Below are 26,879 nucleotides of genomic sequence, written 5' to 3' on the forward strand. Positions count from 1 at the left end.
CGCAGGGACAGCGATAAACCCGTTTTCGAACAAGATGATTGCGCGCTGAGAGAGCCTTATGCCCACGCTGAACGATATCCGATCGACCTTTCTGAACTATTTCGCCAAACAGGGGCATGAGGTTGTGGCTTCAAGCCCGCTCGTGCCGCGCAATGACCCGACCCTGATGTTCGTGAACTCGGGCATGGTGCAGTTCAAGAACCTGTTCACCGGGCTTGAGACGCGCGACTACAGCCGGGCGACCACTGCGCAGAAATGTGTGCGCGCAGGTGGCAAACACAACGATCTGGACAATGTGGGCTACACCGCGCGCCACCACACATTCTTTGAGATGCTGGGGAATTTCTCGTTCGGGGACTATTTCAAGCATGAGGCGATCCCCTTCGCGTGGGAGCTGATCACCAAGGAATTCGGCATCGACAAGAACCGCCTGCTGACCACGGTCTATCACACCGACGATGAGGCATTCGAGATCTGGAAAAAGGTCGGCGTGCCCGAAGACCGGATCATCCGCATCGCCACCAATGACAATTTCTGGCAGATGGGCCCGACAGGTCCCTGTGGTCCATGCACCGAGATTTTCTATGACCATGGCGACCACATCTGGGGCGGCCCTCCGGGTTCGGCCGAGGAAGACGGCGACCGCTTCATCGAAATCTGGAACATCGTGTTCATGCAGAATGAGCAGTTTGAGGACGGCTCGATGGTGGAACTGGACATGCAGTCCATCGACACTGGCATGGGGCTGGAGCGGATCGGCGCTCTGCTACAGGGCAGTCATGACAACTATGACACGGACCTGTTCAAAACGCTGATCGAAGCGTCTGCCGATGCCACCGGTGTGGATCCTTATGGCGATCAGAACGTGCATCACCGCGTGATTGCGGATCACCTGCGGTCGACCTCGTTCCTGATTGCCGATGGCGTGATGCCCAGCAATGACGGCCGCGGTTACGTTCTACGCCGGATCATGCGCCGTGCAATGCGCCATGCGCATTTGCTGGGTGCAAAAGACCCGGTGATGCATCGCCTTGTGCCCTCGCTGGTGCAGTTGATGGGCGCGCAATATACAGAACTGGGGCAGGCGCAGGCGCTGATCGAAGAAACGCTGCTGCTGGAGGAAACCCGGTTCAAGCAGACCCTCGATCGCGGTCTGAAACTGCTGGATGATGAGGTCGCGGGACTGCCCGAAGGTGAGGCTCTGCCCGGTGATGCGGCGTTCAAGCTCTATGACACCTATGGCTTCCCGCTGGATTTGACGCAGGATGCGCTGCGTGAAAAGGGCCGGACCGTGGATACCGACGGGTTCGATGCGGCCATGGCCGAACAAAAGGCCAAAGCACGCGCTGCTTGGGCAGGTTCGGGTGAGGCTGCGGATCAGGCTGTTTGGTTTGATGTGCTGGACAGTGCCGGGGCCACGGATTTCCTGGGCTATGATACCGAAAAGGCCGAAGGACAGGTTGCGGGTCTGGTCGTGGATGGCGCGCTGGTCGAAGCTATTGAACAGGGTGGCACAGGCTGGGTCATCGTAAACCAGACCCCATTCTATGGTGAGGCCGGTGGTCAGGTCGGCGATACCGGTGAAATCCGTCGTCTAGAGAACATGCAGGACGTTGCCAAAGTCGAAGACACGCGCAAATTTGCTGAAGGCAAGGTCTATGCGCATAAGGTAACGGTCAGCCAGGGTAAACTGTCCAAGGGCGACGCGGTCGAGCTTGAAGTCGATCATACCCGCCGCAGCGCAATCCGGGCGAACCACTCGGCCACGCACCTGCTGCACGAGGCATTGCGCGAAACGCTGGGCGATCATGTGGCCCAGCGGGGGTCTCTGAACGCAGTGGATCGTTTGCGGTTCGATTTCAGTCATTCTAAGGCGCTTGCTCTTGACGAAATCCAGAAAGTCGAGCGGGAGGTGAATGATTTCATCCGACAGAACTCGGCCGTTGAAACACGGATCATGACACCGGAGGATGCGCGCGCATTGGGCGCTCAGGCGCTGTTTGGCGAGAAATATGGTGACGAAGTGCGCGTCGTGTCGATGGGCAAAGCGGCAACTGGCAAAGGTCAGGACGGTGAAACCTGGTCCATCGAGCTGTGCGGCGGTACGCATGTGCGTCAGACCGGAGATATTGGCACTTTCGTTGTGCTGGGCGACAGTGCCAGCAGTGCCGGTGTGCGTCGGATCGAGGCCCTGACTGGGGATGCCGCCTTCCGCTATCTGTCGGCGCAGGATCACCGTCTGGCGCAAGTTGCACTCGAGCTGAAAGCGCAGCCCGATGATGTTGTTGGCCGGGTGAAATCCCTGCTGGACGAGCGCAAGGCATTGCAGAACGAAGTGGCGCAACTGAGGCGTGATCTGGCGATGGCAGGCGGTTCAGGGCAAGGCAGTGCCGAGGCCAAGGACGTGAACGGTGTGCCGTTCCTGGCACAGGCCCTTACAGGCGTGTCTGGCAAAGACCTTCCTGCTTTGATCGACGAACACAAAAGCCGTCTTGGCACGGGCGCTGTTCTGCTGATCGCGGATGCGGGCGGCAAGGCGGCGGTGGCCGCCGGCGTGACCCCGGATCTTACCGATAAGGTCTCGGCCGTGGATCTGGTGCGCGCGGCGGTGGCCGAACTGGGTGGCAAAGGCGGCGGTGGTCGCCCCGACATGGCACAAGGTGGTGGTAAGGACGCTACAAATTCCGAGGCTGCGATCAAAGCGGCCGAGGACGTTTTGGGAGGATAATATGGCAGCTCTCTGGATTGCGCATGTGACGGTGACGGACACAGAAGCATATGGGAAATATGCAGAATTGGCCGGACCGGCGATTGCCAAGCATGGTGGAACATTCATCGCGCGCGCGGCACGCTTTGTACAACTTGAAGGCAAAGAACGCCCGCGCAATGTGGTCGCGCGCTTTCCATCGCTTGAGGCCGCGGTCGAGTGTTACAACTCGGATGAATATCAGGCTGCGCTGGATTTCGCACGTGATGCAAGCGAGCGAGAATTGGTGGTTGTTGAGATAACCGAATAGAATCGCACCTGCTGTCGTGTACCTGTGAAGGGTGACAGCACTTTGATGCGCGGATTTTGGCCCAGTCGGACAAGTTTTGCTATGTATCGATTGGGTCATTAATTTGATTTCAGAGAATCTTTTATTTTCAAATAGTTGATTTGTTATCCGTTGAGGCGGAACAAAGCGCGCGCCCCACAATTGTGACAGCAGCACCGCAATTCTTGCCTGAAATGGTCATATTGAGTGACGAATTTCCGCCTCTTTTCCCCGTCAATTTTCCCTTAGATTGCGTCGACGTGCCCGTTTACCGATAGTTTCCGAAATGGGGATACGGTCCGGTTTGTCGGCAATCGCTTGGATGAACCAGGATCGAGGGACAGGCATGAAATCGTTTGGCAGTGAACTCGGAACCGTTGTTGGGCGCCTTGTACCTACGACGGCTCGGGCTGTTGGCCTAGCTGCATTGGCATCCGGGGCACTTTTTGCACCCGCCCCGGCCGAAGCCCGAGAAAACAGCTTTATCCAGACAGCTGTTTCGTCTCCCCCACCTTCAGGTGCGCGACAATTGTGTCGACAATATACTTGGGCCTGTTCCAGCAAGCGCTCGGTTGTGCTGACCAGCCAGCAAGAGATGCAGATTGTGAGCCGTGTGAACCGCCGCGTAAATGCGACGACGCGTGAAGTGACCGATCAGTCGCAATACCGTACGCGCGAACGCTGGGCGTTGCCGACTTCGCTTGGCGGTGATTGTGAGGATTTTGCCCTGCTGAAGAAACGTGATCTGATCCGAGCAGGTATTGATCCCAGCAAGCTTTTGATCGCCACAGTGCTCGATAGACAGAGAAACGCGCATGCCGTTCTGGTCTATCGGTCCGCATCAGGAGATTTGGTTTTGGACAATCTAACCAACCGGATCAAACGCTGGTCGGATACCCGCTATTTCTTCTTGCGGATGCAAGACCCCCGGAAACCCAGCAGTTGGGTGGGCGTTTACGGACGTTCTTAGCGTGACCCTACATTAGAGCTCAGGAAAAAAAGAGGCGACCGGTTGGTCGCCTCTCTGTCTTTGTTAGAATGGGCTGCGATCAGCTTTCGTCGTCGTTGGCATTGTCGCCTTGACCGGGGCTCGCACCTTCAGAGCCGTTGCCGCCACCGTTGTTGCCCTGGTTTCCGTTGCTGCCACCGTTCCCGTTTCCGTTTCCGTTTCCGTTCCCGTTTCCGTTGCTGCCGCCGTTCCCGTTCCCGTTTCCGTTCCCGTTTCCGTCATCGCCATCGTCACCGTTGTCGCCGCCGTTTCCGTCTCCGTCGCCGCCATCGTCACCGTTGTCGCCGCCGTTTCCGTCGCCGTCGCCGCCATCGTCACCGTTGTCGCCGCCGTTTCCGTCTCCGTCGCCGCCATCGTCACCGTTGTCGCCGCCGTTTCCGTCCCCGTCGCCGCCATTGTCACCGTTGTCGCCGCCATTTCCGTCGCCGTCGCCGCCATTATCACCGTTGTCGCCGCCGTCGTCGTTGTCACCGCCACCGTCGTTGTCACCGCCACCGTCGTTGTCGCCGCCGTCGTCGTTGTCACCGCCGCCGTTGTCACCGCCGCCGTTGTCGCCGCCGCCGCCGTTGTCGCCGCCGTCGTCGTTGTCACCACCACCGTTGTTGTCACCGCCGCCGCCGTTGTCACCGCCGCCGCCGTTGCCGTTGTCGCCATCATCATTCGCGTCACCGTCACCGGTGCGCTGTGTATTTGAAGCGATCGTCGCCGTAGGGATATCCGTCAGAACCGCCGCAAAAGCCGGGCAGAACTCTGATGTACGCGCCAAGATGTCCTCGAAATCTGCGCGTCTCTGAATATAACGCAGCATCCGTGCGTCAACCACAGAGCAACCGCACAGAGTTTCAGTTGAAACCGACTGACGTGCGGTTTTGACCGTGCATTTGTCGGCGGCTAATGCCGGAGCGGGTGCTACAAACGGAATTGCGGCCGAAACAAAAACAATTGACAGTAAACGAGATTTTACGCGCATGGCGTTACTCCTTAGTACTCATTAAGCCGTATTTGCACGAACACTCGTGCCATACTTTAAACATAATTACAGCCATCCCTCGTCACATTTTCAAGAAGTGCGGGAAAAAGAAAAGCCCTCAATTTCGGGGCAAAAATGGAAAATGCATTAAAAACAACAATAAAGCCCGCCGGTAAGGCGGGCCTATATGTTGTGTGTTTTTCCGTGGTGGACGCAAATATGTCACGATTGTGGAATTGTTTCCACACTGTGAACTGTTTTACAGTCTTTTCCTTACGCTGACTTTGCCATGCGTTTGCGCTCGTGCGGATCCAGGAATCGTTTGCGCAAGCGGACCGCGTTGGGCGTGACCTCGACCAATTCGTCATCGTCGATATAAGCGATAGCTTCCTCCAACGAGAACTGGACATGAGGCGTCAGGCGCACCGCATCGTCCGAGCCGCTGGCACGAACGTTGGTCAGCTTTTTGCCCTTCAGCGGGTTCACTTCCAGATCGTTGTCGCGCGAATGCTCGCCGATTACCATACCCTGATAGACATCTGTTTGTGGCGCCACGAACATGCGGCCACGCTCTTCAAGGTTCCACAGGGCGTAGGCGACCGCCTGACCTTTCTCCATCGAGATCAAAACGCCCGCGCGACGTCCGGGGATCGGTCCCTTATGCGCGGTCCAGCCGTGGAACACGCGGTTCAGAACACCGGTTCCGCGGGTGTCGGTCAGGAATTCACCGTGATAGCCGATCAGACCGCGCGAGGGGACATGCGCGATGATGCGGGTCTTGCCGGCACCGGCTGGGCGCATCTCGACCAGCTCGCCCTTGCGCGCACCTGTGATTTTTTCGATCACAGCGCCCGAGAATTCGTCATCCACGTCGATGGTGACTTCTTCGATGGGCTCTAGCCGCTGGCCGTCTTCTTCGCGGAACAGGACCTGCGGGCGTGAGATACTGAGTTCAAACCCTTCGCGGCGCATGTTTTCGATCAGAACGCCCATCTGCAATTCGCCACGGCCTGCGACCTCGAACGCCTCGCCACCGGGGGTGTCGCTGATGCGGATGGCGACATTCGATTCGGCCTCTTTCATCAGGCGGTCACGGATCACTCGGGACTGGACCTTTTTGCCGTCACGACCGGCCAGAGGCGAGTCGTTGATGCCAAAGGTCACTGTGATGGTCGGCGGGTCGATGGGCTGAGCGGGCAGGGCCTCGTCCACCTGCGGGGAAACCAGCGAATCTGCCACGGTTGCCTTGCTCATGCCTGCGATGGTGACGATGTCACCGGCTTCGGCCACGTCGATGGGCTGTTGCGCCAAGCCACGGAAGGCAAGAATTTTCGAGGCGCGGAAGTTTTCGATCAGGGTCCCGTCGCGCGACAGGGCCTTGAGGCTGTCACCCGCTTTCAGAGTCCCGCTTTCCACACGGCCGGTCAGAATGCGGCCGATGAACGGATCGCTGCCCAGCGTGGTGGCCAGCATGCGGAAGGGTTCGTTTTTTTTGTCGGCCTGTTTCGGCGCAGGCACGTGATCCACGATCAGATCAAACAGAGCGGTCAGGTCCTTACGGGGGCCATCCAGCTCCATATCCGCCCAGCCCGAGCGGCCCGAGGCGTACATGGCCGGGAAGTCCAGTTGATCATCATCGGCGCCCAGATTGGCGAACAGGTCGAAACATTCATCCAACGCGCGGTCGGGTTCAGCGTCGGGCTTGTCGACCTTATTCAGCACAACGATCGGACGCAGGCCCAGTGCCAGCGCTTTGGAGGTCACGAATTTGGTTTGGGGCATCGGACCTTCAGCGGCATCGACCAGCAGTACTACGCCGTCGACCATCGAGAGGATGCGCTCTACCTCGCCGCCGAAGTCGGCGTGGCCAGGGGTGTCGACGATGTTGATGCGGGTGCCTTTCCACTCGACCGAAGTCGCTTTGGCAAGGATGGTGATACCGCGCTCGCGTTCCAGATCGTTGCTGTCCATGGCGCGTTCCGCCACGGCCTGATTTTCCCGGAACGCGCCGGATTGTTTGAGCAGCTCATCTACCAGGGTCGTCTTGCCGTGGTCCACGTGAGCGATGATTGCGATATTGCGCAGGTCCATGAGGTCAGCCTTAAAACGGGAAGTTGCCGCGCGCATAGCGCGGTTTGAGCAAATAGGCCAGCCCTAACCGGCGGTCAGTGCCCTGCAGTCTTGGAAAACAGGTGAATGATGAGGATTCCGGTCAGGATCATGCCCAGTCCAAGCACGGCGGGCCAATCCAGGCGCTGGCCAAATACTACGAAGCCGATGATCGCGATCAGAGCAATGCCCATACCGGACCAGATTGCATAGACGATCCCGACGGGCATGTAGCGAAGAGTCAGCGCCATCAGATAAAACGCAATGCCGTATCCGACCACCACGAGAACCGAGGGCCAGAACCGTGTGAACTGCTGGCTGGCTTGCAAAGCGGTGGTGCCGATGGTCTCGGCGATCACGGCGAACAACAGGATGAAATAGGCTTTGGGCATCGGGGGCTCGATCTGAGTGTGGCGGCTTGGATTGACCACGAAACTATCGGCGCAGGCAAGGCCTTTCTTGCGCGCAGTAGAGCGTGTGAAGATCGTGCGGATTTACTTCAATTGGTCAGGATTACCGGACTGTTTTTGAAAAAGAAAAATGGTATCAAAGCGATAGTTTTTTCGAGTCTAGAGTTTTTAAAAATGACGATTTTTGCGAAATCCGTGGTCGCTCTTTCCGCCCTGATTGTTCTTTTCGGCTGGTTGGTCAGCGCGGGGTAAACCCGTGACAAAGCAGATCAGGAAGCCATACGTGAAGTGGGCGTTCAGGTCTGATTTCATACTGGGGCAAGAGGTCACGCGGGGTTGCGACTGGCGAAATGGGCCTCAAGCTGCGGCCGCAACCATGACCAAAGCTGCGGTGCGCCTCGGTTGATCGGAACGCCGACGCGGCTGTCGATCTGTGCAAGGGTCACATCATACGCCACCCATGAACCGCCACCGGTGACGAGGTTGCCTATTGGGGTTTGGAACCTGTCAATTGCCTTGGCGAATTGGGCGTCGGGGGTTTCGGCCGTTTCGAATTCCAACCAGATTGCATGAAACGCGTCGCGCTGGTCGGTGGGCAGAAGCCCAAACAGGCGGTCCGCGGCAGCACGCTCTTCGGCATCCTGAGCGGCTTTGTCTACTTGGCCGTGGATAGGGTGGTCGCCCGCGTCAATTTCCACAATGTCATGCAGCAACAACATCCGAAGCACGCGTGAGATCGAAACCTCAGAACCGCCATATTCCGCCAAAACCCACGCAAACAGCATGATATGCCAGGAATGTTCAGCCGAGTTTTCAAAGCGGTCGTTCGACAATAATCGCGAGGCCCGCAGAACCGCTTTTAACTGATCGGCTTCCACCAAAAAGGGGAGGCGGGTTGAAAACGCGGTTTCGACTGGGGCTTCATTGCGCAAGATCGCATGGGCGTGGGCGAATGCTGCTGGCAGCGCCGACTCAAGGTAGGCTGCGCGCCCTGCGTTCAGGTTATCTCTGGCAATCTCGATGTGGTCGGGGTTGGGGTTGGGCGCGCACAGGACCTGGAACAAAGGCTGGCACCGGTCCAGTCGCTTGGCGAATTGCGCGTCAGGCGTCGCGTCTGCTTCGAACTCTTGCCAGAGGGACAGAAATGCTTGCGCCTGATCCGACGGCAACAGGCCAAAAAGCTCAAGCGCCGCTGCGTGTTCGGCTTTCTCCACCGCGTCCCAGTCTGTTTGCAGGTGGATGGGATGATCGCCGACCACGATCTCGACCAGATCATGCAGCAACAACATCTGGATCACGCGGTCGATCTGCACCTCTGCCTCGGCCAGTGGGGACATGACTAGCGCCCACAAGGCCAGATGCCAGCTATGTTCGGCGGCGTTTTCGGCCCTCGACTGGTCCAGCAGCGTGTTGGCGCGATTGACGGATTTCAGCTTGTCCGCCTGTTTCAGAAACGAGATCTGAGCGGACAGCCGTTCTGTCATTGCTTTTCGATTGCTTTCACCTGATTGCGATGTTCCGCCAGTCTTTGCACCACAAATTTGCGCGCTTTGCGTTCGGCCAACCGAACGCGAATTTCCGTCAGAAACGCCTCTTCCAATGTCTGGGACGAGGCGCCCAGCATCTCGCCAACTTCGACAAAGAACCGGTCGTCGCCAGTTTCGTCCATCACTTTCATTGTGTCTTCGGCCAGCTTGGACGCCAGTGAAGTGATCGTGTCGGACATCAGCGCGTATTCTCGGTCAGGCGGCGTTTCACATAGTCGCTGACATCGGTGATCAGCGTGTCCATATGGCGGTCCTGGAAGAAGTGATCGGCGCCTTCCACCTCGTTATGAGTGATGGTGATGCCCTTTTGCTCGTGCAGCTTATTGACCAGCGATGTGGTATCCGCCGGCGGGGCCACGCGGTCTGCCGATCCGTTGATGATCAGCCCCGAGGACGGGCAAGGGGCCAGGAACGAAAAGTCGTACATATTGGCAGGCGGCGAGACGCTGATAAAGCCGGTGATTTCGGGGCGGCGCATCAGCAACTGCATCCCGATCCATGCGCCAAAGGAAAACCCTGCGACCCAGCAATGTTTCGAGTTGTTGTTCATCGACTGCAAATAGTCCAGCGCCGAGGCCGCGTCGCTCAGCTCGCCCACGCCCTGATCGTATTCGCCCTGGCTGCGGCCCACGCCACGGAAGTTGAACCGCAGAACGGTGAACCCCATGTTATAGAACGCGTAGTGCAGGTTATAGACCACCTTGTTGTTCATGGTCCCGCCGAATTGAGGATGCGGGTGCAGCACGATGGCGATCGGTGCGTCTTTTTCCTTTTGCGGGTGGTAGCGGCCTTCCAAGCGGCCTTCTGGTCCGGGAAAAATCACCTCGGGCATGTGTGCGTCGGTCCTGTCTTTTTCTTCTGGGTGCCCAGAAATACTTGACGGTTATCGTCGGGCACCTTAGAACGGTTCTAATTGTGATACTGGGCGCCGAAGCGCCGCCTGTCGGAGATACGCACTGGCAGCGGCGACGTCAATGATTTCGCGCGTAAACTGCCATGAGGGAATGCAAATGAAGCTGTCGACCAAGGGTCGTTATGCGATGGTGGCGCTGGCCGATATCGCCCTTCAGCCCTCGGACGGGCTGGTGACGCTTGGCGAAATTTCGGCGCGTCAGGATATTTCACTTCCGTATCTTGAGCAGCTCTTCGTCAAACTGCGCCGGGCCGATTTGGTATCGTCGGTGCGTGGACCAGGTGGCGGCTATCGTCTGGCCCGCCCCGCATCCGAGATCCGCGTGGTTGAGATTCTGGCCGCAGTCGATGAAACCGTCGACGCGTTGCAAAAAGGCGCGGGTGCGACCGGGGCGCTGTCTGGCAGCCGGGCGCAATCTCTAACCAATCGACTGTGGGAAGGGCTGAGCGCCCATGTCTACGTTTTCCTGCATCAGACGCGCCTATCGGATGTGATTCAGAACGATCTTGCGCCTTGTCCGGCGGTGCCCAGCCTGTTTGCCGTTGTGGACGAATAAGATGACAGGGAACAAACAAAATGTTCTGGTCGGCGAAAAGGTGAATCCGTGACACGTGTTTACCTGGACCATAACGCAACAACCCCACTGCGCCCCGAGGCACGCGAGGCGATGATTGCCGCGATGGAGATGTGCGGCAACCCGTCCTCGGTCCATGCCGAAGGTCGCGCGGCCAAGGCAGTGATTGAGCGTGCGCGGGCACAAATTGCGACTGCATTCGGGGCGGATGGTGCGGATATCGTATTCACATCAGGATCGACCGAAGGGGCAGCGCTGGCTTTGGAAGGTCGAGGTCTGCACGGGGCTGCCATTGAACATGATGCGGTTCGCGCGTGGGCTATGGAAGACTTGCCAGTTTCACCAGAGGGGGCCGTTACAGTGGCCGATCCGGCGCAATCCACGCTGCAACTTGCCAATTCCGAGACAGGGATCGTTCAGGCGTTGCCAGCAGGTCTTGCGGTGACGGACGCGACTCAGGCGTTCGGGAAATTGCCGGTGGCGTTCAACTGGCTGGATGCGCAGATGGCGTTGATCTCGGCCCATAAGCTTGGCGGTCCAAAAGGCGTTGGCGCGGTTGTGATGAAGCGCGGCACCGATCTGCCCGCCCGGATCAAGGGCGGCGGGCAAGAGATGGGACGGCGCTCGGGTACCGAAAATGTCATTGGAATCGCGGGGTTCGGGGCTGCTGCTGAAGCTGCGGCGCTTGATCTGGCCGATGGAGTTTGGGAGCGGGTCAAAGAATTTAGAAATATTCTAGAAAAGGCCCTTGAGGCCGGTTCTAAATCTACTATTTTTGTCGGGAAAGATCAGGAACGCCTGCCGAACACCCTGTGCTTCGCCACCCCCGGTTGGAAGGGTGAGACGCAGGTCATGCAGATGGATCTGGCTGGATTTGCGATTAGCGCAGGTTCGGCCTGCTCCAGCGGCAAGGTACGTGCAAGTGCGGTACTGACCGCGATGGGATTTGACGAGGTATCAGCTGCCAGCGCAATTCGCGTCTCGCTGGGGCCTACGACAACGGAAGAAGATGTACTGCGTTTCGCGGAAACGTGGCTGGAAAAAGAGAAAAAGCATCGCGCGCGGGCCGCGTGATCAGACGGAGGGTGTCTTATGGCCGCTTTGGACCAGACCCAGGTAAAAGAGGGTGTCGATCAGGAAACCGTGGATGCGGTACGCGAGGTCGGAACCTATAAATACGGCTGGGAAACCGATATCGAGATGGAATACGCGCCCAAGGGCGTGAACCCTGATATCGTCCGCCTGATCTCGGAAAAGAACGAAGAGCCCGAGTGGATGACCGAATGGCGTTTGGCCGCGTTCGAGCGCTGGACTCAGATGGATGAACCGAACTGGGCGATGGTCAGCTATCCCAAGATCGACTTTCAGGACCAGTATTACTATGCCCGTCCCAAGTCGATGGAGGAAAAGCCCAAGTCCTTGGATGAGGTTGATCCCAAGCTGCTGGCGACTTACGAAAAGCTCGGTATCCCGCTGAAAGAACAGATGATTCTGGCGGGCGTTGAAGGTGCCGAGGATGCCCCGGCTGAGGGTCGCAAGGTTGCCGTGGATGCGGTGTTCGACTCGGTTTCTGTTGGAACCACGTTTCAGGAAGAGCTTAAGAAAGCGGGTGTGATCTTCTGTTCGATCTCTGAGGCGATCAAAGAACATCCCGAACTGGTCAAGAAGTATCTGGGTTCGGTGGTTCCGGTCTCGGACAACTTTTACGCCACGCTGAATTCGGCCGTGTTCTCGGATGGCTCGTTCGTCTACATCCCGCCGGGCGTGCGCTGCCCGATGGAACTGAGCACGTATTTCCGTATCAACGCGGAGAACACAGGTCAATTTGAACGCACGCTGATCATTGCCGATAAGGGCTCGTATGTGTCCTATCTGGAAGGCTGCACCGCACCCCAACGCGATACCGCACAGCTGCACGCGGCTGTGGTCGAGATCATCATCGAAGAAGATGCCGAGGTGAAATACTCGACCGTCCAGAACTGGTTCCCCGGTGATGAGAATGGCAAGGGCGGCATCTATAACTTTGTGACCAAACGCGCCGATTGCCGGGGCGATCGGTCCAAGGTGATGTGGACGCAGGTCGAGACCGGTTCCGCTGTAACATGGAAATACCCGTCCTGCATCCTGCGGGGCGAGGAAAGCCAAGGCGAGTTCTATTCGATTGCCATCGCCAACAACTATCAGCAGGCTGACACCGGCACCAAGATGGTCCATCTGGGCAAAAACACCAAGTCACGCATCGTGTCCAAGGGCATCAGCGCGGGTAAGGCGCAGAACACCTATCGTGGTCTGGTCTCGATGCATCCCAAGGCTAAGAACAGCCGCAACTACACCCAGTGTGACAGCTTGCTGATCGGCGACAAATGCGGGGCGCACACAGTGCCTTACATTGAGGTCAAGAATAACTCATCGCGCGTTGAGCATGAGGCGACCACATCCAAAGTGGACGACGATCAGCTGTTTTACTGCCGACAGCGCGGCATGGACGAGGAAGAGGCCGTGGCGCTTGTCGTCAACGGGTTCTGCAAGGACGTGTTGCAGGCGCTGCCGATGGAGTTTGCCATGGAAGCGCAGCAACTGGTCGCCATCTCGTTGGAGGGGTCGGTGGGTTAACCACCTGCCTGTTTCAAAAAGGACGTCTCACATTGGCTGCGCACTCGAAATATGTGCTGAAAACCGCTGCGCCTGCCGGGTATTGCGCCCGGCGGACCGCTGGGGTTATGCGTGGCGCTGGCGTGGGGCGGAGATAGGCGATGGAACAGTCTGTAGCGCATCCCGACAAGCAGCCGGTCAAGCTGTATTGGTGGGCCAGTCGTCCCAATTTTGGCGATGACCTGTCACGCGATGTCGTGTCTTTCGTGGCCGGTCGTGATGTGGTCTGGACCAAACCTGTGCGGGCGGATTTGTTTGCGATCGGGTCCATCATGTCATTGGCCCGCAAAGGGGCGCTGGGGCGTGGATCGTCACATAAGCCGATGATCTGGGGAAGTGGATGTCTTGAACCGCTTGCGGCCGATTTTGTCGAGACGTTGCAGCCGCCGAAAACCGTGCGCGGGCCGATCACGGCGTCCCTGCTGAACCTGCGGGGCGTAACCTACGGTGATCCCGGTATACTCGCGGCCAAGGTGCATGCCCGGAGCGAACCACAGCAGGATATCATCGGCATCGTTCCGCATCACACTGAGGTTGACGATCCTGCAATTCAAAATCTGGTCGGCTCAGACCCGCGTTTTCGCCTTATCGACACGCGGCGCCCGGCCAAGGTCGTGTGCGATGAGATCGCGGCGTGCTGCGTGGTGTTTTCGTCCAGCCTACACGGGCTGATCGTGGCCGACAGCTACGGCGTGGCCAACCATTGGTTTGCCCACAAGGAAATACATACGAAGCCCGGTTTGAAATTCTACGATTATGCAACCGGAATAGAACGTGCTTTGCCCATGCCTCTTGGGGTGGACGACATTGCGCAAAAAGCGAAACAAGAGCCTCCGGCAACGCTGACATACCAGGATGGTATCGAACGAAGTCAGTCGAACCTGTTGGAGAGCTTTTCAACGAACAGTCAGGAAACGGAACTCCATCATGCTTGAAATCAAGAACCTGCACGTGAAACTTGAGGAAGAAGAAAAGCAAATCCTTAAAGGTGTCGATCTGACGGTCGAGGCCGGTAAGGTGCACGCGATCATGGGGCCGAATGGCTCGGGTAAGTCGACGCTCAGCTATGTGCTTTCGGGGCGCGACGGGTATGAAGTAACCGATGGGTCGGCGACTCTGGGCGGTGAAGATCTGCTGGAGATGGAACCGGAAGAGCGCGCCGCCGCTGGTGTCTTTCTGGCGTTCCAATACCCGGTCGAAATTCCGGGCGTGGGCAACATGACCTTCCTGCGCACCGCCGTGAATGCCCAGCGCAAGGCGCGCGGCGAGGATGAGCTGTCGGCGGCTGACTTCCTGAAAGAAGTCCGCGCCAAGGCCAAGTCGCTGAAGATCGACGCAGACATGCTGAAACGCCCTGTCAATGTTGGCTTCTCGGGCGGTGAGAAAAAGCGCAACGAGATCCTGCAAATGGCGATGCTCGAACCGAAGATGTGCATCTTGGACGAAACCGACTCGGGTCTGGATGTGGACGCGATGAAGCTGGTGGCAGAGGGTGTGAACGCGCTGCGCGACGAAGGACGTGGGTTCCTGGTGATCACGCACTATCAGCGTTTGTTGGATCACATCAAACCGGACGTTGTGCACATCATGGCGGACGGCAAGATCGTCAAAACCGGTGGCCCCGATCTGGCACTGGAAGTTGAAAACAACGGTTACGCCGACATTCTGGCCGAGGTGAACTGATGGCTCTGCCCGAAGTGAAACAAACCGCTACCGAGGCGCGGTTGGCCAATCTGGTCTTGCCCGACGCCGGTTGCACCCGTGCCGCGCGCGAAGACGCGCTGGCCCGTGTGTTGGAAATGGGTCTGCCCGGTCGCCGGGATGAGTATTGGAAATACACCCGCCCGGATACGCTGGTCGCGCCCGAGGCCCCTCGGGCCGCACTGTTCGATCCGGACGAGGCCATGTTGTTCGCCGATCTGGACCGTTTGAAGATCGTTTTCGTTGATGGCGTTTTCAGCCCTGAGGAATCCGATGATCTGACTCTGGAAGGTGTCACCATCGACCGGATCGAGGACATTTGCTTTAAAGATATTCACTGGGCGAAAGAGCTGTACGGCGTGCTGGAAGCGCGGGGTCAATCGCCTGTGCAACGTCCTCTGGCGGCGCTGAACACGGCTTTTGCGGCGGATGGGATTGCGATTCATGTCTCAGGCAAGCCGTCCAAGCCGATCAGCTTTATTTATCGCCATGCCTCGGAAACCTCTGACGCGATGCTGCACCATATCATCCGCGTCGAAAGCGGTGCCGAGGTGACGATCCTTGAAAATGGCCCTGCCGCCTCGCGTTTCAACAAATGCATGGAGATCGACATTGCCGATGGTGGGGTGTTGCATCACGTGCGGGCGCAAGGCCGCGATCACGAACGTCGTGCCGCGACCCACATGTTCACGCGTCTGGGGCAGGAATCGGTCTACAAATCCTTCACCCTGACTGTGAATGGCGTGCTGACGCGCAACGAACAAGTGGTCGAGCTGACCGGAGACGATGCGGTGGCCCATGTTGCCGGTGCCTGCGTTGGTGACGGCGATTTCCATCACGACGATACCGTCTTCATCACGCATGACGCCGTGAATTGCGAAAGCCGTCAGGTGTTCAAGAAGGTGCTGCGCAACGGTGCCACCGGCGTGTTTCAGGGCAAGATCCTTGTCAAGGAGGGCGCGCAGAAGACGGATGGCTATCAGATCAGCCAATCGCTGTTGCTGGACGACGACAGCCAGTTCCTCGCCAAGCCCGAGCTTGAGATCTATGCTGATGACGTGGCGTGTTCGCACGGTTCGACCTCGGGCGCGATTGATGAAACGGCCCTGTTCTATCTGCGCTCGCGCGGGGTTCCGACCAAAGAGGCGACCAACATGCTGACGCTGGCGTTTCTGGCCGAGGCCGTGGACGAGATCGAAGATGACGCCCTGTCGAAGGCCATTGTCGATCGCCTTGAAGGCTGGTTGTCGCGGCACAGCTGATGCCGGTGACGTCGGATATCGCCGCCACGTATCGCGGGCCAGGGCGCGTTGTGCGTCGGCTGCTCGATCTGGGCCAGCGCGAAGATCGCGCGCTGGTCTTTGTGATGGCGTTTTGCATTGTAGCTTTCGTTGCGCAATTGCCCGGCCTGTCTCGCCGTGCCCATCTGGAAGGGCTGGAGCTGAATATGCTCATGGGCGGGGCGTTGCTGGGCACGGTGATCATCCTGCCCCTGTTCTTCTATCTGCTGGCGTTCGTCTCACACGGCGCCGCGCGGTTGGTTGGAGGGAAGGGGACAGCTTACGGCGCGCGGGTTGCTTTGTTCTGGGCGCTGTTGTCCTCTACCCCGCTGGTGCTGTTGAACGGTCTGGTGGCAGGGTTCATCGGGCCAGGGCCGACACTGACTGCGGTCGGGCTGATCTGGTTCGTGGTCTTCCTGTGGTTCTGGCTGGCAGGGTTGCGACAAGCGCAGAGGATTACGCAATGAACGGAATATCTTTACCCGATCTTGCGATCATGACGCTAACAGACCCGGCTCAGGCGGCACGGCATCTTTTGGCCCTGCGTCCGGGGCGTGAAGTCCTTTGGCTTGCTTTTTTTCTGGCCGTGGTTTTGAACGGGCTTGTTCAGGTCGGGATTGATCAACTGGTCCCAGTGCCCGAAGGTGTGCCGGTTCCACCGCCCGATCCGGTAGTCATGAATCTGTTCCTGTCTGCGGGGACAATGCTGATGGGCATCGTGGCCTTTTTTCTGATCGGTCGGTTTTTAGGCGGCGTTGCGCAGTTCGAAGACATAATGATCCTGTCTGTCTGGCTGCAGTTTCTGCAAACGGCTGCCCTGACCGTTACTTTGTTGGTGTCACTGGTGGTGCCGTTCCTGATGGCGCTGTTCCTTCTGGCAACGGTCATCGTAAGCCTTTACGTCACACTGCATTTCATCAATGAGGCGCATAAATTCGGCTCGATCTTGAAATCCTTTGGGGTCATTGTGCTGTCCGCTCTTGTGGCGATGCCATTGGTCCTTGCTCTGGCGCCCAGCGGGCCTGTCTAGGAAGAATACTATGTACGATGTACAGAAAATCCGCGCGGACTTTCCGATCCTTTCGCGTGAAGTGAACGGAAAACCGCTGACCTATCTGGATAATGGCGCTTCGGCCCAGAAGCCGCAGGTGGTGATCGACGCGGTGACCCGCGCCTACGCTGAAGAATACTCAAACGTACACCGTGGATTGCACTATCTGTCCAATTTGGCGACCGAAAAATACGAGTCCGTACGCGGCACGATTGCGAAGTTTCTGGGAGCTTCAGATGAGGATGAGATTGTTCTGAATTCTGGTACGACCGAAGGGATCAACCTCGTCGCCTATGGCTGGGCCATGCCGCGTCTGCAGGCAGGCGATGAGATCGTGCTGAGCGTGATGGAGCATCACGCCAACATCGTCCCCTGGCATTTTCTGCGCGAACGGCAGGGTGTTGTCCTGAAATGGGTTGACGTTGATGCCGAAGGTGGGCTGGACCCACAGGCTGTCATTGACGCCATTGGCCCCAAGACCAAACTGGTTGCCGTCACTCAATGTTCCAACGTTTTAGGCACCGTTGTGGACGTAAAGGCGATTACAGAAGGGGCCCATGCCAAAGGTGTTCCGGTTCTGATTGATGGCAGCCAGGGTTCGGTACATATGCCGGTCAATGTTCTGGACATCGGTTGCGACTTTTATGCGATTACGGGCCACAAGCTCTACGGTCCCTCCGGGTCCGGTGCGATCTACATCAAATCCGACCGCATGGCTGAAATGCGCCCCTTCATCGGGGGCGGTGACATGATCAAAGAGGTCAGCAAGGATCAGGTGGTCTACAATGATCCGCCGATGAAGTTCGAAGCCGGAACGCCGGGTATCGTGCAAACCATCGGGTTGGGCGTGGCGCTGGACTACATGATGGACTTGGGGATGGAGAACATTGCCGCCCACGAAGCTGGTCTGCGCGACTATGCGATGGAGCGGTTGACGGGCCTCAACTGGTTGCAGGTTCAGGGCACTCGTGCTGACAAGGCTGCCATTTTCAGCTTTACGCTGGACGGGGCAGGGCATGCGCATGATGTATCGACCATTCTGGACAAGAAAGGCGTTGCGGTGCGCGCAGGCCACCATTGCGCCGGTCCGTTGATGGATTTCTACGGGGTCACTGCCACCTGCCGGGCGAGCTTTGGGCTCTATAACACCAAGGATGAGATCGACACACTGATCGACGCGCTGGAACTTGCGCATGATCTCTTTGCTTGAAACCTGTTTGATCCGGGTGGATTTGCAGTTGCACCCGGATCGGAACAAGGTTAGCTAACGGCCAAGGCACCTGTAGCTCAGCTGGATAGAGCGCTGCCCTCCGAAGGCAGAGGCCAGAGGTTCGAATCCTCTCAGGTGCGCCATTTTCCTTTGAATTTTCCTGTTCGCGCTCTGGGTCGATTGAATCTGGACAGGGGACGCGCGCACAAAAAAACCGCCGGGTCTTGGGGGCCGGCGGTCGAGAATACGGGTTGGTTTTGTATGTTGGTGCTTACCCGCCCCAACTACGGATATCGCCGCAATCCATGTGCACGAAATTCGAGCGATAGTATTTGCCCACCCCGCCCGCACGGCAGGATATGGCGGCCTTGGCCATCTGCGAGACTGACCGGGACGACAAGCGCAGGTCAGCGGCCTGACCCTTCATATGAAGTGAGTTCTTGGCCACGCGGCGCGACCGGGACCGAAGCATCGCATTGGTCTGAGGTGAGCGGTAGCCAGACAGCAGCGTGTAGGGTTCGTCAACGTCCAGCAGATTATGTGAGGCAGCCATGATGTCGATGGTGCGCAGGTCCATGTCCTTGACTTGGTCCGTCCGCCAGTCACGCATGAAGTGGTTCACTTCTTTGACAGCGTCCTTGATGTATTTTCCATCGACCCAATATATCATATCGATACGCTCGCCGGTGCGCCCGGAATACATCCGGATACGGCGAATGTCGCCGCCGCCGCGGAGGAAACCTGCTGCGTTGGAATATGTTGGTGCTGCAACCACTGCCGTTGCCGCAAATGCGCCCAATAGGGCCCGCCGGGTCATGCCCGAGGAACTGCTCGTCGTCATTTTATGTTCGTCCCGTACTGTTCCTGCCTGCACACGATGTTACGTGCGCGTTCTTAATTTTTTCCCATCCCAAGTACGGGTTTTATGGCACAGACGCAAAATCCAGCCAAGAAGTCTTTCATATTCATCTTTTCAAGGGGGAATTTTCGGCAGTTTTTTGCGCAGATGACACAAATGCGTATAATTTTCAGGCGCCAAGGGTGAGCGGGACTGTGGTCGATGCAAACGCGCATCAGGCGGGTAAAGAAGCATCGATGTGATGTATTTGTGAATGGACAAGCCCGTCGACCGGCCAGCATATTTGTTCGGCGTGGATACAGGCGCGCGTAGAGTGTTGAAGAATAAAGGTTATCCCATGCGAGCATTTTTTCGTGCATCCAGTGTTCTCGCTCTTGCTGCTTGCTTGGCGGCCACGACCGGCGTGGCCAACACTCCCGACAAACCGGCCACTGCCTTTCAGATGGCCGTGGCCGAATCTGCTCCGTCCGGGTCGGAGATTGCTGATTTTTACCGCGCGAACGGGTTTACACCGATTTGGGTGGGTGAGACGCCAGAACATGCGACGCGTCGTGCGAGCCTGATTCAGGCGTTGGCCACTGCCCATATGCACGGCCTGCCCGATGCCTATAACGTCGAGGCGCTGTTGACCAAGATGCAAGAGGCCCGTTCGGTCCGGGATCTGGGCGCTGTCGAAATGGCGCTGAGCCGGGCCTTTATCGCATATGCAAATGACCTTTATTCCGGAGCGCTCCGGCCTGCGGATATCGATGAGGGGTTGGTGCGCAAGGTACAGCGCCGCTCGACCGTGGATCATATGCAAGGGGTCGTGTCCGAGAACGCGGCCTATTTTGATCAACTTGCGCCGCAGACCGCCCAGTATCGGGCATTGATGAAGCAGAAAGTGGCCTTGAAAGCTTTGATCGATCAGGGCGGATGGGGTGCGACTGTGCCTCAGGACAAGCTGGAACTTGGTGATACCGGTCCCAATGTGATCAAGCTGCGCAACCGGTTGGTTGCCATGGGTTATCTGAAACCCACCGCCAGCCCGCGCTTTGATGACGTGATGCTTGCCGCTGTGAAGGACTTCCAAACTGCGCACGGATTAGCCTCGGACGGGGTCGCGGGGCAGGGGACGATTACTGAACTGAACCGCTCAGCCTCAGACAGGCTGCGGGCGGTCTACGTGGCGCTGGAGCGGGAACGCTGGTTGCCGCGCGAGCGGGGCGAGCGGCATATTCTGGTCAATCAGGCGGATTTCTCGGCCAAGATCGTTGATGATGGCTTGGTGACGTTTGAAACGCGTGCGGTCATTGGAAAGAACGTTCACGATCGCCGCAGCCCGGAATTCTCGGATGAGATGGAGCATATGGTCATCAACCCTAGTTGGTATGTACCACGCTCGATCATCACAAAAGAATACCTGCCGCAGCTGCAATCGAACCCGAATGCGGTGAACCATATACATATCACTGACCGCAGTGGGAGGCAGATTGACCGGGGCGCAGTGGACTTTACCCAATTCACCGCGCGCAACTTCCCGTTTGCGATGCGTCAGCCGCCCAGCAAAAGCAATGCGTTGGGGTTGGTGAAGTTCATGTTCCCCAACCAGTACAATATCTATCTGCATGATACGCCCCAGAAATCTCTGTTCGCGCGCGAGTCGCGGGCGTTTTCGCATGGCTGTATCCGGCTGGCGCAACCCTTTGAGTTTGCCTACGCGTTGCTGGCCAAGCAGGAGGAAAACCCAAGGGCGTTTTTCCAGCGGGTTCTGGCAACCGGCAAGGAAACCACGGTGCCTCTGAAACAGCACGTCCCGGTGCATTTGATCTATCGCACGGCCTATATCGGCCCCAAAGGCGAGGTTCAGTATCGCCGTGACGTCTACAGCCGAGATCAGAAAATCTGGGATGCTTTGCAGAAAGCGGGGGTGGCCCTGCCGGACGTTCAGGGGTAATCACCGGATTAGGCCTTAATCCGGGGAACCCGACATGCACTATACCATTCAGCAGATTGCCGATGCCCTTGGAGCGGAATGTCAGGGCGATGTCAGCCTGATCATCGCGCGCGCAGCGGAACCGGCGGATGCAGGTCCTGATGATCTGGCGATGGCAATGTCCCCCAAATATGCCGAGGCTTTGGGCAACGGCGCGGCCCGCGCGGCCGTGTTGTGGGAAGGTGCGGATTGGCAGGCCATGGGGTTGCAGGCCGCCATCTTTGTTCCGCGTCCACGGATGGCAATGGCGGGGATCACCGCGATGCTGGACCGGGGGCAGGGGATTGCGCCCGGCATTCACCCGTCAGCCGTTGTCGACCCAACGGCAGAGATCGGCGAAGACGTCTCGATCGGCCCATTGGCGGTGATCGGCGCTCGGGCGAAAATCGGCGCGAGGTCGGTTATCGGGGCGCATTGTGTGGTCGGGATGGATGCAGTTCTGGGTCAGAACGCCATGCTGCGCGAAATGGTCAGCATCGGTGCCCGCGCACAGATCGGAGACCGCTTTACCGCGCAACCCGGCGCGCGTATCGGCGGCGACGGGTTCAGCTTTGTCACGCCCGAGGTGTCGGACGTTGAAAACGTGCGCAAGACCATGGGCGACAAGGGCGACGCACGGGCCCAAAGCTGGTTGCGCATTCACTCACTTGGCGCGGTCGAGATCGGTGATGATGTCGAAGTTGGCGCCAACTGCACTGTCGACAATGGTACGATCCGCAATACCCGGATCGGCGACGGCTCGAAACTGGATAACCTGGTCCATGTGGGCCACAATACCCGCGTGGGGCGCGATTGCTTGCTGTGCGGGCAAACCGGTGTGTCAGGCTCGGTCGAGATTGGAAACAACGTCGTTTTGGGCGGTCAGACCGGTGTGGTCGACAATATTTTTATTGGCGATGGCGTGATCTCAGGCGGTGGCACAAAGATCCTGTCCAACGTACCAGCGGGCCGTGTCATCATGGGTTATCCGGGAATAAAAATGGAATCTCATACGGACATTTACAAAGCGCAACGCCGCCTGCCGCGCATGGCCCGTGACGTAGAGGCGTTGAAAAAGGCTGTTTTCAAACAGTCGCCGAGTGATTAAATCACCCTCAACGGGATAATCAGAGGATCGACATGAGCATCACCGATCGCGTCATCGCCATAATCGCCGAACAGGCCGTGCTGGACCCTTCGGATGTGACGCCCGAAAGTACGCTCGAAGATCTGGGGATCGACAGCCTTGGGTTGGTCGAAAGCATCTTCGCCATTGAGGAAGAGTTCGACATCTCAGTCCCGTTCAATGCCAACGAGCCGACAGCCAGCGATTTTGACATCTCGAATGTCGCTGCGATCGTCGCCGGTATCGAAAAGCTCGTGTCGGAAAAGGTCTGACGCAGGATCATGAAACGCGTTGTTATTACCGGTGCGGGCACGATCAACTCGTTGGGCCACTCCGTTCCGGCGACGCTTGAGGCGATGCGCGAAGGGCGCTGCGGAATTTCCGAACTTGAGTTCCGCGATGTCGAGCGCCTTGCCATCAAGATTGGCGGTCAGGTGCGCGGGTTCGAGGCCGAGGGCCGGTTCAACCGCCAACAGATGACCCTGTATGATCGGTTTACGCAGTTCACCCTGACGGCGGCAAAAGAAGCAATCGAACAGTCTGGGATCGAATTTCATGGCGATCTAGCGGCGCGCTCAGGCGTTGTTTTGGGAACAGCCGGTGGCGGCGTGTCGACCTGGGATGACAATTACCGCTCAGTCTATGAGGACGGTAAGAACCGGGTTCACCCCTTTGTCGTGCCCAAGCTGATGAACAACGCGGCGGCCAGCCACGTATCTATGGAACATAACCTCAAAGGGCCCAGCTTTACGGTCTCGACCGCCTGTGCCTCGTCAAATCACGCGATGGCTCTGGCGTTCCAGATGGTGCGCAGCGGCGCGGCCCCGGCGATGCTGACGGGTGGAGCGGAATCCATGCTGTGCTTTGGCGGCGTCAAGGCGTGGGAAGGGCTGCGGGTCATGTCCAAAGACGCCTGCCGTCCGTTCAGCGCAAACCGCAACGGTATGGTTCAGGGCGAAGGCGCAGGTGTCTTTGTTTTTGAGGAGTACGAACACGCCCGCGCGCGTGGGGCCGAGATCCTGTGTGAAGTGGTGGGGTTTGCCATGACTTCGGACGCCGCAGATATCGTGATGCCCAGCAAACAAGGCGCGGCTCGGGCAATTTCGGGCGCTTTGGCGGATGGTGGGATCAATGCCGATCAGGTGGGCTATATCAACGCGCACGGAACCGGCACGGCGGCCAATGACAAGACCGAATGCGCGGCAGTGGCGGATGTCTTTGGTCCGCATGCGGATGATCTGATGATATCGTCCACCAAATCCATGCATGGACACCTGATCGGCGGTACCGGCGCGGTAGAACTGTTGGCCTGCATTATGGCACTGCGTGACGGCGTGATTGCGCCTACGATCGGCTATGAGGAACCTGACCCGGAATGCGCTTTGGATGTGGTTCCGAACGAAGCCCGCAAAGCCAAGGTAGAAGTTGCGCTGAGCAATGCGTTCGCCTTTGGTGGCCTGAATGCTGTTCTTGCTCTAAGGCAAGTCTAAAAGGAACGCGCTGTCTTCTGACAGCGCGCTCCGGCGGTTCGGTTAGTTTTGCGCAGGCTCAAGCGTATCAAAACCAGCGGTGAATCCGGCCAGCGAGACTTCCATTTCCAACAACTGAGTCGGTGCCAACAAAGACACCAACGACAGCGTTGCCGTTGTCCCTGCTTTCATTGCGTCAATGTCACCTTGAGTGAACCCAAGCTGTGCGAGGCATCCGACCGGGTTGCAATGGTGATAGTTGTACCGCTTGCCAGGTGCGCCGTCGATGGACAGAGCAAGCTGTGCCTGCAACAGGATTTCAAGCGGAACTACGACCGTTGCTCGGGCGGCAGCGGGAGAGCCCTCGGGCAGATTCTGAATAGTGATGTCGGCAATGGGCTGCCCCTGGTCACCGGCCAGAATTTGGCGGAGGAAACAGGGATCTTCACCTGCTTCAGTCTTCACACACGAGATCATCCAATCACCGTGCTCTTCTTTGATGTAGCGGCTACCTACGCGTGGTCCTTCCTCGCCAAGATCCAAATCCGCACCAGCCTGAGTCTGCGGAGCAGTTGTAGTGTCGGCTTGATTTTCCTGCGCCGCGACCGCCCCGGCCCAAAGCATGGCGGCAACAACATTGAGAGTGAGAAGTTTCTTGATCATGAACGCCTCGGTTCTGTGGATACGCTTTTTGCACGGTCTAACACTGTTCCGGCAGGGTGTCAGGCACTATGCCAAGAAAATGCGTTGATGTGATCGGATTTTTGCCTGTCCACAGATGAAAACTATCGTTGGAGCAACAAAAAAAGGGAGCCGGTGGAGCGGCTCCCTTTTCTATAATTTTCTCCCCGTCGGACTGGCCGACTTAGTTATGCGCAGACGTTACGAGAGGGAATCGCGACGGTCAACTGCTAACCTGAAAAATTGATCACTTCGGCGGTTTTCGTGAAAAAAGCCGCGCCCAAAGGCGCGGCCAGTCGACAGGGAGGAAGTCTGCCGCCTGCTTCCGGTTTGGTTACAGGCGGCGAATAGACTATCGCAGTTATTTGTTAAATTTGTATGCTGCCCTCAGACCGGTGGAAATTGGGGCAAATTTCATATGCAAAACAATATCTTTTTGGGCGGAGCCGGGGATGGCTACAGCGAACCGGAAAACCTGACGCTGAAATACGCCAACCGCCACGGGCTGATCGCGGGTGCGACCGGGACCGGAAAAACAGTGACTCTGCAAATTCTGGCAGAGGGTTTCTCGCAGGCCGGGGTGCCCGTATTTTTGTCGGATGTTAAGGGCGATCTTTCGGGGTTGGCCAAGGCGGGCAGCGCAGCGCACAAACTTCATCAGGCGTTTCAGGATCGCGCCCAGACAATCGGGTTTTCGGACTATAGCTATGGCGCTTGTCCGGTCACGTTCTGGGATTTGTTCGGAGAGCAGGGTCATCCCGTCCGCACCACTGTAACCGAGATGGGTCCGCTGCTGTTATCGCGCTTGATGGACCTCAGCGAGGCGCAGGAAGGTATCCTGAACATTGCCTTCCGTGTGGCTGATGACGAAGGGATGCCACTGCTTGACCTCAAGGACCTGCAATCGCTGCTGGTTTGGGTGGGAGAGAACCGAGGCCAGCTTTCATTACGGTTTGGCAATGTCTCGACATCTTCGATTGGTGCGATCCAACGGCGGCTGCTGGTGCTAGAAAATCAGGGCGGCGCGAACCTGTTTGGTGAACCCGCACTGGAACTGGCTGATCTTATGCACACCGACGCGCAAGGGCAGGGGGTCGTGAACATCCTCGCCTCGGACAAGCTGATGGGGTCGCCCCGGCTTTATGCGACGTTCCTGCTGTGGCTGCTCAGCGAATTGTTCGAAGAACTGCCCGAGGTGGGCGACCCCGACAAGCCTAAACTGGTATTCTTTTTCGACGAAGCGCATCTTCTGTTCGAAGATGCACCCAAGGTTTTGGTGGACAAGGTGGAACAAGTCGCACGCCTGATCCGGTCCAAGGGCGTGGGGGTGTATTTCATTTCCCAGAACCCCGCCGACATACCCGAAGATATTCTGGGCCAATTGGGCAACCGGGTTCAACATGCGCTGCGGGCCTTCACCGCGCGCGACCGCAAGAACTTGCGTCTGGCGGCGGAGACCTACCGAGAGAACCCCGCTTTCGATACCGAAGCCGCGATCCGCGAGGTCGGCGTAGGCGAGGCGGTCACTTCGATGCTGGAGAAAAAGGGCGTACCTGGCGTGGTCGAGCGGACCTTGATTCGTCCGCCGGGGTCTCAGTTAGGGCCAATCACGAAGGCTGAGCGTCAAGCCATTGTTGCCGCTTCGTCGATGGAGGCGAAGTACCGAGAGCTGAAGGACAGAAAATCGGCCTTTGAAATCCTTCAGACCCGCGCAGATGCGGCCGCTCAGGCGGCAGAAAAGGCCGAGGAAGAAATCGAAACCCAATCCGTGGCCGAGCGGGAATTCGCAACGGCACGCAGATACTCCGGCAGCCGGGTTGGGCGGTCATCCTCACGCGTGATGCGCAAGAAGGACAGCTTTGCCTCCGCCATGAGCGAGGCGGTCATCAAAGAACTCAAAGGAACAACAGGCCGCCGCATCGTGCGCGGCATTCTGGGCGGGTTGTTCAAAAGCAGGTAGGGCCGGGGACAGTCGCGGACCGCTCCGGCGACGGGCTTATCCCTTAAGGCGGCGCTGGCCTTCTTGCTTGCAATAGGCGTCCGCCTCGGGGACTGTCATTTTGGTGGCCGGGAAATCAATCGCGCGGTCCCAAATGACGCGATCAGGGCGGTACAGTTGGCACGTAACTTCACCCTTCGGAGTTTGGACTTTGACCGGTGTGGTTTCAAAATCTTCCGGGCTTGGAACGCAAGCTGCCAATCCGGCGATCAGAGGAAGCAGCAGCAGTGATTTGGTCAGCGTCGAAGTCATGTGAACTCTTCTATACTCAACAGGGTGGTCGCATCATTCTACGGATTTTCTAAATTCCCGTAAACGCGTGGGATTTCG

At 57.9% G+C, this 26,879-nt stretch carries 27 protein-coding genes and 1 tRNA gene; 19 read left to right on the forward strand and 9 right to left on the reverse strand.

The genetic code is table 11. The features are described from left to right. The first annotated feature begins 58 nt into the window (after window positions 1–58). From alaS to GOV79_RS17450, 3 genes are all read left to right on the forward strand, one after another. On the forward strand, window positions 59–2,728 hold the full coding sequence (gene alaS, locus GOV79_RS17440) for an alanine--tRNA ligase (RefSeq protein WP_170790865.1): 2,670 nt from the start codon (window positions 59–61) through the stop codon (window positions 2,726–2,728). Between the two features lies 1 nt (window position 2,729). Further along, complete coding sequence (locus GOV79_RS17445) at window positions 2,730–3,017, forward strand: DUF1330 domain-containing protein (RefSeq protein WP_170769795.1); 288 nt, start codon at window positions 2,730–2,732, stop codon at window positions 3,015–3,017. A 364-nt stretch (window positions 3,018–3,381) separates the two neighbouring features. Continuing rightward, the gene (locus GOV79_RS17450) at window positions 3,382–4,005 is read left to right on the forward strand and encodes a transglutaminase-like cysteine peptidase (RefSeq protein ID WP_170790867.1); all 624 of its coding nucleotides are present in this window, start codon (window positions 3,382–3,384) and stop codon (window positions 4,003–4,005) included. Window positions 4,006–4,084: 79 nt separating this feature from the next. On the opposite strand, the gene GOV79_RS17455 is transcribed toward GOV79_RS17450, so the two are convergent. From GOV79_RS17455 to GOV79_RS17465, 3 genes are all read right to left on the reverse strand, one after another. Continuing rightward, complete coding sequence (locus tag GOV79_RS17455) at window positions 4,085–4,852, reverse strand: hypothetical protein (RefSeq protein ID WP_170790869.1); 768 nt, start codon at window positions 4,850–4,852, stop codon at window positions 4,085–4,087. Window positions 4,853–5,287: 435 nt separating this feature from the next. Further along, window positions 5,288–7,105 (reverse strand): translational GTPase TypA, encoded by a 1,818-nt coding sequence (gene typA / locus GOV79_RS17460; protein WP_170790871.1) that lies wholly within the window; start codon window positions 7,103–7,105, stop codon window positions 5,288–5,290. Between the two features lie 74 nt (window positions 7,106–7,179). Further along, window positions 7,180–7,515: a DMT family transporter gene (locus tag GOV79_RS17465; RefSeq protein ID WP_170790873.1), complete on the reverse strand. Its 336-nt coding sequence runs from the start codon at window positions 7,513–7,515 to the stop codon at window positions 7,180–7,182. A gap of 18 nt (window positions 7,516–7,533) precedes the next feature. Here GOV79_RS17465 and GOV79_RS17470 point away from each other — a divergent pair, with 18 nt between their 5' ends. Continuing rightward, on the forward strand, window positions 7,534–7,785 hold the full coding sequence (locus GOV79_RS17470; RefSeq protein ID WP_170790875.1) for a hypothetical protein: 252 nt from the start codon (window positions 7,534–7,536) through the stop codon (window positions 7,783–7,785). Window positions 7,786–7,859: 74 nt separating this feature from the next. Here the strand turns inward: GOV79_RS17470 and GOV79_RS17475 are convergent, their stop codons facing one another. The 3 genes from GOV79_RS17475 to GOV79_RS17485 are packed head-to-tail and all read right to left on the reverse strand — an operon-like array spanning window position 7,860 to window position 9,912. Then, entirely contained in the window at window positions 7,860–9,017 is a 1,158-nt protein-coding gene (locus GOV79_RS17475) for an HD domain-containing protein (RefSeq protein WP_170790877.1), read from the reverse strand. Next, window positions 9,014–9,259 (reverse strand): hypothetical protein, encoded by a 246-nt coding sequence (locus GOV79_RS17480; protein WP_170790879.1) that lies wholly within the window; start codon window positions 9,257–9,259, stop codon window positions 9,014–9,016. Before GOV79_RS17480 ends, GOV79_RS17475 begins: the two co-directional genes overlap by 4 nt. Then, complete coding sequence (locus GOV79_RS17485; protein ID WP_170324952.1) at window positions 9,259–9,912, reverse strand: alpha/beta hydrolase; 654 nt, start codon at window positions 9,910–9,912, stop codon at window positions 9,259–9,261. The genes GOV79_RS17480 and GOV79_RS17485 overlap by 1 nt, the downstream gene beginning before the upstream one ends. Window positions 9,913–10,090: 178 nt before the next feature. On the opposite strand from GOV79_RS17485, the gene iscR reads away from it, so the two are divergent. The 10 genes from iscR to GOV79_RS17535 all read left to right on the forward strand — a co-directional run bounded on the left by iscR (window position 10,091) and on the right by GOV79_RS17535 (window position 18,604). Beyond that, the gene (gene iscR, locus GOV79_RS17490) at window positions 10,091–10,549 is read left to right on the forward strand and encodes a Fe-S cluster assembly transcriptional regulator IscR (RefSeq protein WP_170769789.1); all 459 of its coding nucleotides are present in this window, start codon (window positions 10,091–10,093) and stop codon (window positions 10,547–10,549) included. A 48-nt stretch (window positions 10,550–10,597) separates the two neighbouring features. Then, window positions 10,598–11,641 (forward strand): cysteine desulfurase family protein, encoded by a 1,044-nt coding sequence (locus GOV79_RS17495; protein ID WP_170790881.1) that lies wholly within the window; start codon window positions 10,598–10,600, stop codon window positions 11,639–11,641. 18 nt (window positions 11,642–11,659) lie between these two features. After that, entirely contained in the window at window positions 11,660–13,180 is a 1,521-nt protein-coding gene (gene sufB, locus GOV79_RS17500) for a Fe-S cluster assembly protein SufB (RefSeq protein WP_170782412.1), read from the forward strand. Between the two features lie 140 nt (window positions 13,181–13,320). Then, window positions 13,321–14,154 carry a glycosyltransferase family protein gene (locus GOV79_RS17505; protein WP_170790883.1) on the forward strand — a complete coding sequence of 278 codons (834 nt, stop codon included), beginning with the start codon at window positions 13,321–13,323 and terminating at the stop codon, window positions 14,152–14,154. Beyond that, window positions 14,147–14,902 carry a Fe-S cluster assembly ATPase SufC gene (gene sufC, locus GOV79_RS17510; protein ID WP_170782409.1) on the forward strand — a complete coding sequence of 252 codons (756 nt, stop codon included), beginning with the start codon at window positions 14,147–14,149 and terminating at the stop codon, window positions 14,900–14,902. The genes GOV79_RS17505 and sufC overlap by 8 nt, the downstream gene beginning before the upstream one ends. After that, entirely contained in the window at window positions 14,902–16,182 is a 1,281-nt protein-coding gene (locus GOV79_RS17515; RefSeq protein ID WP_170790885.1) for a SufB/SufD family protein, read from the forward strand. The genes sufC and GOV79_RS17515 overlap by 1 nt, the downstream gene beginning before the upstream one ends. After that, window positions 16,182–16,667 carry a YIP1 family protein gene (locus GOV79_RS17520; protein WP_170769783.1) on the forward strand — a complete coding sequence of 162 codons (486 nt, stop codon included), beginning with the start codon at window positions 16,182–16,184 and terminating at the stop codon, window positions 16,665–16,667. Before GOV79_RS17515 ends, GOV79_RS17520 begins: the two co-directional genes overlap by 1 nt. Next, on the forward strand, window positions 16,664–17,230 hold the full coding sequence (locus GOV79_RS17525; RefSeq protein WP_170769782.1) for a YIP1 family protein: 567 nt from the start codon (window positions 16,664–16,666) through the stop codon (window positions 17,228–17,230). The genes GOV79_RS17520 and GOV79_RS17525 overlap by 4 nt, the downstream gene beginning before the upstream one ends. A gap of 10 nt (window positions 17,231–17,240) precedes the next feature. Next, entirely contained in the window at window positions 17,241–18,461 is a 1,221-nt protein-coding gene (locus GOV79_RS17530) for a cysteine desulfurase (protein ID WP_170790887.1), read from the forward strand. Window positions 18,462–18,527: 66 nt separating this feature from the next. After that, window positions 18,528–18,604: transfer RNA gene (locus GOV79_RS17535), tRNA-Arg, on the forward strand. 128 nt (window positions 18,605–18,732) lie between these two features. Here GOV79_RS17535 and GOV79_RS17540 read toward each other — a convergent pair. Continuing rightward, entirely contained in the window at window positions 18,733–19,302 is a 570-nt protein-coding gene (locus GOV79_RS17540; RefSeq protein ID WP_170786808.1) for a peptidoglycan L,D-endopeptidase MepK, read from the reverse strand. A 355-nt stretch (window positions 19,303–19,657) separates the two neighbouring features. Here GOV79_RS17540 and GOV79_RS17545 point away from each other — a divergent pair, with 355 nt between their 5' ends. From GOV79_RS17545 to GOV79_RS17560, 4 genes are read left to right on the forward strand one after another with little or no spacing between them, the layout of a single operon-like run. Next, window positions 19,658–21,256 (forward strand): L,D-transpeptidase family protein, encoded by a 1,599-nt coding sequence (locus tag GOV79_RS17545; RefSeq protein WP_170790888.1) that lies wholly within the window; start codon window positions 19,658–19,660, stop codon window positions 21,254–21,256. A gap of 34 nt (window positions 21,257–21,290) precedes the next feature. After that, entirely contained in the window at window positions 21,291–22,382 is a 1,092-nt protein-coding gene (lpxD, locus tag GOV79_RS17550; RefSeq protein ID WP_170769778.1) for a UDP-3-O-(3-hydroxymyristoyl)glucosamine N-acyltransferase, read from the forward strand. Between the two features lie 32 nt (window positions 22,383–22,414). Beyond that, window positions 22,415–22,672, forward strand: coding sequence for an acyl carrier protein (locus tag GOV79_RS17555; RefSeq protein WP_170790890.1), 258 nt, complete (start codon window positions 22,415–22,417; stop codon window positions 22,670–22,672). A gap of 9 nt (window positions 22,673–22,681) precedes the next feature. Beyond that, complete coding sequence (locus tag GOV79_RS17560) at window positions 22,682–23,890, forward strand: beta-ketoacyl-[acyl-carrier-protein] synthase family protein (protein ID WP_170769776.1); 1,209 nt, start codon at window positions 22,682–22,684, stop codon at window positions 23,888–23,890. Between the two features lie 42 nt (window positions 23,891–23,932). On the opposite strand, the gene GOV79_RS17565 is transcribed toward GOV79_RS17560, so the two are convergent. Continuing rightward, window positions 23,933–24,532, reverse strand: coding sequence for an invasion associated locus B family protein (locus tag GOV79_RS17565; RefSeq protein ID WP_170769775.1), 600 nt, complete (start codon window positions 24,530–24,532; stop codon window positions 23,933–23,935). Between the two features lie 436 nt (window positions 24,533–24,968). Between GOV79_RS17565 and GOV79_RS17570 the strand changes: the two genes are divergently transcribed. Further along, window positions 24,969–26,510, forward strand: coding sequence for a helicase HerA-like domain-containing protein (locus GOV79_RS17570; RefSeq protein ID WP_170769774.1), 1,542 nt, complete (start codon window positions 24,969–24,971; stop codon window positions 26,508–26,510). Between the two features lie 36 nt (window positions 26,511–26,546). Here the strand turns inward: GOV79_RS17570 and GOV79_RS17575 are convergent, their stop codons facing one another. Beyond that, a complete protein-coding gene (locus tag GOV79_RS17575) occupies window positions 26,547–26,801 on the reverse strand; it encodes a hypothetical protein (protein WP_170769773.1) in 255 nt (84 codons plus the stop codon). Between the last annotated feature and the right edge of the window lie 78 nt (window positions 26,802–26,879).

Origin of the sequence: Ruegeria lacuscaerulensis, from assembly GCF_013034745.1 — a bacterium.
GTDB classification, from domain to species: Bacteria; Pseudomonadota; Alphaproteobacteria; order Rhodobacterales; family Rhodobacteraceae; genus Ruegeria; species Ruegeria lacuscaerulensis_B.

Bases quoted from the DNA above. Each gene is read 5' to 3' on its own strand.
- GOV79_RS17515 (WP_170790885.1), top strand. From the start codon at position 14,902: ATGGCTCTGCCCGAAGTGAAACAAACCGCTACCGAGGCGCGGTTGGCC.
- GOV79_RS17520 (WP_170769783.1), top strand. From the start codon at position 16,182: ATGCCGGTGACGTCGGATATCGCCGCCACGTATCGCGGGCCAGGGCGC.
- alaS (WP_170790865.1), top strand. From the start codon at position 59: ATGCCCACGCTGAACGATATCCGATCGACCTTTCTGAACTATTTCGCC.
- GOV79_RS17465 (WP_170790873.1), bottom strand. From the start codon at position 7,515: ATGCCCAAAGCCTATTTCATCCTGTTGTTCGCCGTGATCGCCGAGACC.
- GOV79_RS17565 (WP_170769775.1), bottom strand. From the start codon at position 24,532: ATGATCAAGAAACTTCTCACTCTCAATGTTGTTGCCGCCATGCTTTGG.
- lpxD (WP_170769778.1), top strand. From the start codon at position 21,291: ATGCACTATACCATTCAGCAGATTGCCGATGCCCTTGGAGCGGAATGT.
- GOV79_RS17575 (WP_170769773.1), bottom strand. From the start codon at position 26,801: ATGACTTCGACGCTGACCAAATCACTGCTGCTGCTTCCTCTGATCGCC.
- GOV79_RS17475 (WP_170790877.1), bottom strand. From the start codon at position 9,017: ATGACAGAACGGCTGTCCGCTCAGATCTCGTTTCTGAAACAGGCGGAC.
- GOV79_RS17540 (WP_170786808.1), bottom strand. From the start codon at position 19,302: ATGACGACGAGCAGTTCCTCGGGCATGACCCGGCGGGCCCTATTGGGC.
- GOV79_RS17445 (WP_170769795.1), top strand. From the start codon at position 2,730: ATGGCAGCTCTCTGGATTGCGCATGTGACGGTGACGGACACAGAAGCA.
- GOV79_RS17480 (WP_170790879.1), bottom strand. From the start codon at position 9,259: ATGTCCGACACGATCACTTCACTGGCGTCCAAGCTGGCCGAAGACACA.
- GOV79_RS17525 (WP_170769782.1), top strand. From the start codon at position 16,664: ATGAACGGAATATCTTTACCCGATCTTGCGATCATGACGCTAACAGAC.
- GOV79_RS17560 (WP_170769776.1), top strand. From the start codon at position 22,682: ATGAAACGCGTTGTTATTACCGGTGCGGGCACGATCAACTCGTTGGGC.
- GOV79_RS17545 (WP_170790888.1), top strand. From the start codon at position 19,658: ATGCGAGCATTTTTTCGTGCATCCAGTGTTCTCGCTCTTGCTGCTTGC.
- GOV79_RS17570 (WP_170769774.1), top strand. From the start codon at position 24,969: ATGCAAAACAATATCTTTTTGGGCGGAGCCGGGGATGGCTACAGCGAA.
- GOV79_RS17485 (WP_170324952.1), bottom strand. From the start codon at position 9,912: ATGCCCGAGGTGATTTTTCCCGGACCAGAAGGCCGCTTGGAAGGCCGC.
- sufC (WP_170782409.1), top strand. From the start codon at position 14,147: ATGCTTGAAATCAAGAACCTGCACGTGAAACTTGAGGAAGAAGAAAAG.
- GOV79_RS17505 (WP_170790883.1), top strand. From the start codon at position 13,321: ATGGAACAGTCTGTAGCGCATCCCGACAAGCAGCCGGTCAAGCTGTAT.
- GOV79_RS17530 (WP_170790887.1), top strand. From the start codon at position 17,241: ATGTACGATGTACAGAAAATCCGCGCGGACTTTCCGATCCTTTCGCGT.
- sufB (WP_170782412.1), top strand. From the start codon at position 11,660: ATGGCCGCTTTGGACCAGACCCAGGTAAAAGAGGGTGTCGATCAGGAA.
- GOV79_RS17555 (WP_170790890.1), top strand. From the start codon at position 22,415: ATGAGCATCACCGATCGCGTCATCGCCATAATCGCCGAACAGGCCGTG.
- GOV79_RS17455 (WP_170790869.1), bottom strand. From the start codon at position 4,852: ATGCTGCGTTATATTCAGAGACGCGCAGATTTCGAGGACATCTTGGCG.
- GOV79_RS17450 (WP_170790867.1), top strand. From the start codon at position 3,382: ATGAAATCGTTTGGCAGTGAACTCGGAACCGTTGTTGGGCGCCTTGTA.
- typA (WP_170790871.1), bottom strand. From the start codon at position 7,105: ATGGACCTGCGCAATATCGCAATCATCGCTCACGTGGACCACGGCAAG.
- iscR (WP_170769789.1), top strand. From the start codon at position 10,091: ATGAAGCTGTCGACCAAGGGTCGTTATGCGATGGTGGCGCTGGCCGAT.